The 3,725-nt window shown below is 71.2% G+C and carries 2 protein-coding genes; both read left to right on the plus strand.

Going from position 1 to position 3,725, the window contains the following annotated elements; all coding sequences use genetic code 11:
- Window positions 1–2,849 (plus strand): polyketide synthase dehydratase domain-containing protein (locus ABCR83_RS32385; protein WP_462698839.1); only part of this gene is annotated, 2,849 nt, incomplete at its 5' end.
- A gap of 5 nt (window positions 2,850–2,854) precedes the next feature.
- A partial coding sequence (locus ABCR83_RS32390) for a beta-ketoacyl synthase N-terminal-like domain-containing protein (protein ID WP_462698840.1) occupies window positions 2,855–3,725 on the plus strand: 871 nt, incomplete at its 3' end.

Raw genomic sequence — 3,725 nt, forward strand, 5'->3', positions numbered from 1 at the left:
GCGACCAGGACGACCGCACCCAACTCGCCCACGCCCTGGCCACCGCCTTCACCGCGGGGGTCGAAGTCGACTGGACGGCGTGGTACCCCACCGACCCCACCCCCCGCACCATCGACCTCCCCACCTACCCCTTCCAACACCAGCGCTACTGGCTGGACACCCCCACCGGTGCGAGCACGGACCCGACCAGGCACCCTCTGCTGTGCGCGGCCGTGGAGCTTGCCGACGGCAACGGGCATGTGCTCACCGGCCGCCTCTCCCGGCAGGCGCACCCCTGGCTGGCAGAGCACACGGTGCTGGGCGCGGCCCTGGTGCCGGGCGCTGTACTGCTGGAGTGGGTGGTGTGCGCGGCCGATGAGGCGGGCTGTGCCGGAGTGGAGGAGCTGGTGCTGCGCACGCCGTTGGTGTTGCCCGAAGCAGGAGGGTTGCGGATCCAGGTCGTGGTGGCCGCCTCCGGTGAGGACGGGCGTCGGGAGGCGCAGGTCTTTTCCCGGCCCGATGACGACGAACCCTGGACTTGCCACGCCACCGGTGTACTAGTACCGGAACTCGGTGATATTGCTGCGGAGTTGGCGGGCCGGTGGCCACCGGAAGGAGCCGAACCGGTGGGCATCGACGAGTTCTACGAGCGGGCGGCCGCGGCCGGTGTGGAGTATGGGCCGACGTTCCGGGGGCTGCGCGCCGTGTGGCGGCACGGCCGGGACCTGTTTGCCGAGGCGGTGCTCCCCGAGGTCGTCATGGAGAAGAGCGCGGAGAACACGTTCGGCATTCACCCGGTGCTGCTCGACGCCGCGTTGCAACCCGTCCTGCTGGCCGAGCGCAGCGGAATGGAAGAGGTGCGGCTGCCGTTCACGATGAACGGGGTGTCGCTGTGGGCGTCCGGAGCCACCTCGGTCCGCGTTCGCTTTTCCCCACTGGGGGAGGACCCGGACCAGGGATTCGCCGTGACCGTGGCCGATCCCCAGGGCATCCCCGTGCTGACGCTGGACCAGCTGATGCTGCGGCCCGCGACCAGGGAACAACTGCGGCCGGCCGAAGGGCTGTACGGCTGGGACTGGGCGCCATTGGTGTCGGAGGCCGACGAGGCGTCCGACGACGGCTGGGTACTGCTCGGTGAGGACCGTCCCGGGTTCGTCTGCCACCCGGACCTGGACGGGCTGGTGGCGGCGGTCGATGCGGGGCAGCCTGTGCCGCGCGTCGTCGTCGCCAGGGTGACCGGGGACGGCGGCGGGCTCGAGGTCGTGCGGCGTACCCGGGATCTCGTCGAACGCTGGCTTGCCGAGCCTCGGTTGGCCGGAGCGAGGCTGGTGTTTGTGACGCGGAACGCGGTCGCCATCGGGGACGGCGACGCCCCGGACGCGTCCGCCGCGAGCGCCTGGGGTCTGGTCCATGGCGCCCGGAGGGACGGGCGGCGTGGCCTGTTCCTCCTCATCGACCTGGACGCGGAGGCCGAGGGTGACCATGAAGTCCTGGTCAGTGCCGTGACATCGGCCAGCACCGGCCATGAATGGCAGGTTGCCGTGCGCACCGGGCAGCTGCTGGCGCGACGACTGGTCCCGGTCGGTGTGGCGGAAGTCTCTCCGGGCCAGGGCGTTTTGGACCCGGACGGCACTGTCCTCCTCGCGGGAGCCGTCGACGTGTTGACCGCGCTCGCCGAACGCCTCGCGCGTGACTGGAACGCCCGGCATCTGTTGCTCCTCACTCCCGGGCACTCCGGCGATCCCGAAGCCCTGGCCGCCCTGCCCGGCGTTACGGTCACTTACGCCGACGCCGATCCGGCGGACCCGGACGCCGTGGCGGAAGCCATTGCCGCCACCGATCCGGCGCACCCCCTCACCGGTGTCGTCCTCGTGACCGGGATGCCCGGTGATGATGCGGACGCCGATGAGGTATGGGCGGCGCGCGCCGCGGCCGTGGCCGGGCTGCACTCCGCGACCGAGGGCACGCCGTCGGCAGTGTTCTCCGTCCTCGCGCCGGACGGGGCCGTGACCGGCGTATGCTCCGCCGTCGATGCGTTCACCGCCGCCCTGATGACGCACCGCCGCGCCATGGGAGCACCGGGAACGGTGGTCATGTACGGCCCTGGAGGGGTGCCTGCCCACGATCGGGCGGCGGCCCTGCTCGACACCGCCCTGCGGCGCGGCGAGCCCGCCGTACTGGCCGCGGACCTCGCCCGGCGCGTCCTGGCTGCCGAGCCCGTGCATGCCCGGCCCGCGTCCCGGCGCGGCCCGGCCCGGCGGGCGGCAGCCACGCGTCAGCGGCCTGCCGACTGGTCCGGGAGGCTGGCCGGTCTCTCGCCCGCCGAGCGGCAGCGCCTCCTGGTCGGCCTGGTGCGCACCCACGCCGCGGCCGTCCTGGGCCACGCCGACGCCGAGGGGATGCGGGCCGAGGCCGCGTTCAAGGAACTTGGCTTCGACTCCCTCACCGCCGTCGAACTCCGCAACCGGCTTGTGGAGGCCACCGGGCTGCGCCTGCCCACGGCCCTGGTGTTCCGCTACCCGACCCCCGCGGCCATCGCCGGACACCTGGAGGAACGTCTGGCGCCCGACGGCGAGATGCCGCCCGCCGCCGATGCGGTCACCCCGATCCTGGCCGAACTGGCCAGGATCGGGAGTTCCCTGGCCACGGTGGCCATCGAACCGGGGGACACACGCTCCGGCGAGATCACCGCCAGTCTCGAGTTCCTGCTGGCCAAGTGGCGGGCGGCGGCCACACCGACGGCGGACGACGATGGTGCGGCACAACGGCTCAAGGCCGCGACCGCCGACCAGATCCTCGACTTCATCGACAACGAGCTTGGCGTCTCAGCGGATGTCCCGCGTGCGACCACCACGCCGAAGGCCGGGTGAACAACATGGCGAGCGAAGAGCAACTGGTCGAGTACTTGCGACGGGTGACCACCGAACTGCACGACACCCGGCTGCGCCTGCGCGAGGTGGAGGAGCGAGACCAGGAGCCGGTGGCCATCGTGGGGATGGCCTGCCGGTTCCCGGGCGGCATCGGGTCGCCCGAGGAGCTGTGGGAGTTCATCGCCTCCGGCGGGGATGCCATTGGCGACTTCCCGACCGACCGTGGCTGGAACCTGGAAACTCTCTATCACCCGGACCCCGGCCACTACGGCACCAGCTATGTCCGCCAGGGCGGGTTCATGGACGACGCCGACCGTTTCGACGCCGAGTTCTTCCGGATCAGCCCGCGCGAGGCCCTGGCCATGGACCCGCAGCAGCGAGTGCTGTTGGAGACCTCTTGGGAACTCTTTGAACGGGCCGGTATCGACCCCGCGAGCCTGAAAGGCAGTCAGACCGGCGTCTATGCAGGGGTGTCCAGCGAGGATTACCTCTCGCAACTGCCCCGTATCCCCGAGGGTTTCGAGGGACACGCCACCACCGGCAGCCTGGCCAGCATCATCTCCGGCCGCGTTGCCTATACGTTCGGCCTGGAGGGACCGGCGGTGACGGTGGACACCGCCTGCTCGGCCTCGCTGGTGGCCGTTCATGTGGCGACGCAGGCGCTGCGGCAGGGCGAGTGCTCGCTCGCGCTGGCCGGAGGCGTGCTCGTCCTGTCCAGCCCGCTGATGTTCACCGAGTTTTCCCGTCAGCGTGGGTTGGCGCCTGATGGGCGGTGCAAGCCGTTTGCGGCGGGGGCTGATGGTACTGGTTTCTCGGAGGGTGTCGGCTTGGTGCTGCTGGAGCGTCTCTCCGATGCGCGGCGCAATGGTCATAAGG

The sequence above is a fragment of the Streptomyces xingningensis genome (genome assembly GCF_054957865.1).